The organism is Micromonospora sp. D75 (assembly GCF_018070405.1).
Classification (GTDB): domain Bacteria; phylum Actinomycetota; class Actinomycetes; order Mycobacteriales; family Micromonosporaceae; genus Micromonospora; species Micromonospora chalcea.
Genome location: NZ_JAGPXV010000887.1, coordinates 1 through 1,848, shown reverse-complemented (window position 1 = coordinate 1,848; position 1,848 = coordinate 1). Strand labels below are relative to the sequence as shown.

The following is a 1,848-nucleotide window of genomic DNA, read 5'->3' as shown; positions in this document are numbered from 1 at the left end:
ATCCGGGTGATCCGCGAGGTCTGGGACACCGACCGCCGCGGCATGATCCGCGTCGACGGCGAGCACTACCGGGTGGTCGGCGCCAAGCGCGGTCCGGCGCCCGCGCATCGGGTGGGCATCTGGGTCGGCGCGTACAAGCCGCGCATGCTGCGCCTGGTCGGCCGCGCCGCGGACGGCTGGCTGCCCTCCCTGTCCTACCTGCCCAAGGGCCCCGACGAGCTGCCCGCCCTGAACGCGCTCGTGGACGAGGGCGCGCAGGCCGCCGGGCGCGACCCGGCCGAGATCCGCCGCATGCTCAACGTGACCGGCACGTTCGCCCGCTCGTCGGCCGGCTTCCTGGCCGGGCCGCCGGAGCAGTGGGTGGAGGAGCTGGCCGGGCTCACGCTGGAGCACGGCGTCACCACGTTCATCCTCGGCAGCGACGAGCCGCGCGCGATCCAGATCTTCGCCCAGGAGGTAGCGCCGGCGGTCCGCGAGCTCGTCGCCGCCGAGCGCACCGCGCCCGGCAGCGGGGCCCGCGCGGTCGCCGACGACACGGCCGCCACCGGCGGCGCGGCCACGCTGGCGGTCACCCCCACCCCCGACCCGGGGGTACGTCTGAGCGCGCGCCGCCCCTGGGACGAGTCGACCCGGCCGACCGCCCCGCCGCCTCCGGCCGGCCAGGTCTACCCACCCCGGGGGCAGGCCGCCGGGCAGCACCTGGTGGACGTGCACGACCACCTGCGCCAGGAGCTGGCCCAGGTGCGCGACCTGCTGGAACAGGTCAAGCGGGGCGCCGTCTCGCCGGGCCGGGCGCGGGCGGCGCTCAACGAGATGACCATGCGGCAGAACAACTGGACGCTCGGGGCGTACTGCGCGGCCTACTGCACCATGGTCACCCAGCACCACGGGCTGGAGGACGCCTCGATCTTCCCGCACCTGCGCCGCTCCGAGGCCGGATTGGCGGCCGTGCTCGACCGCCTCGAGGAGGAACACGTGGTGATCCACGGGGTGGTGGAGGGCGTCGACCGGGCGCTCGTGGAACTGGTCCACCGGCCCGGCGACTTCACGCAGCTCCAGGAGGCGGTGGACCTGCTCACCGACACGCTGCTGTCGCACCTGTCGTACGAGGAGCACCAGATCGTCGAGCCGCTGGCCCGGCACGGCTTCTTCCCCGGCCAGCTGTGAGGTAGCTGACTTTTGATTTCCTAAGTCAGGGGGTACCGTCGAAGCCATGACGGACCTCCTTGCGCAGCGTGACTCCTGGTCCACCGCCAACTGCTCGATCGCCCGGGCGCTGGAGGTGGTCGGCAACCGCACCACGCTGCTCCTGCTGCGCGAGGCGTCGTTCGGCACCCGCCGCTTCGACGACTTCGCGCGGCGGGTCGGCGTCAGCGAGCCCGTCGCCGCCGCACGCCTCAAGCAGCTCGTCGCCGACGGGCTGCTCGACCGGCGCCCCTACCGCGAGCCCGGGCAGCGCACCCGCGACGAGTACGTGCTCACCGCCAAGGGCAGCGACCTGATCCCGGTGCTGGTCGCGCTGCGGCAGTGGGGCGACACGTACGCCGCCGACGAGGCCGGCCCGGCCGTCCGGCTGACCCACGACGAGTGCGGCGCGGCCGTGCACGCCCGGCTGCGCTGCGACGCCGGACACGACGTACCGCCCGGCGAGCTGGCCGTCCTGCCCGGTCCGGGCCTGCTGTCCGCCTGACCCACCTTCCTTTCCCACCCCTCGGAGCGAGACATGAAGATCGCTGGAAGCACCGCCCTGGTCACCGGCGCCAACCGTGGCTTCGGCCGGCACCTGGCCGCCGAACTCGTCGCGCGCGGCGCGACCGTCTGGGCCGGCGCCCGCAACCCGGACACCGT

At 74.4% G+C, this 1,848-nt stretch carries 3 protein-coding genes; all 3 read left to right on the top strand.

Annotated features, from left to right (window positions below; translation table 11 throughout):
• A partial coding sequence (locus tag KBX39_RS30340) for an LLM class flavin-dependent oxidoreductase (RefSeq protein ID WP_210873835.1) occupies window positions 1-1,167 on the top strand: 1,167 nt, incomplete at its 5' end.
• 46 nt (window positions 1,168-1,213) lie between these two features.
• Window positions 1,214-1,690 (top strand): helix-turn-helix domain-containing protein, encoded by a 477-nt coding sequence (locus tag KBX39_RS30335; protein ID WP_043323791.1) that lies wholly within the window; start codon window positions 1,214-1,216, stop codon window positions 1,688-1,690.
• Window positions 1,691-1,723: 33 nt separating this feature from the next.
• Window positions 1,724-1,848: SDR family NAD(P)-dependent oxidoreductase (locus KBX39_RS30330; RefSeq protein WP_210873837.1), on the top strand; the 125-nt coding region annotated here is incomplete at its 3' end.

Bases quoted from the DNA above. Each gene is read 5' to 3' on its own strand.
- KBX39_RS30335 (WP_043323791.1), top strand. From the start codon at position 1,214: ATGACGGACCTCCTTGCGCAGCGTGACTCCTGGTCCACCGCCAACTGC.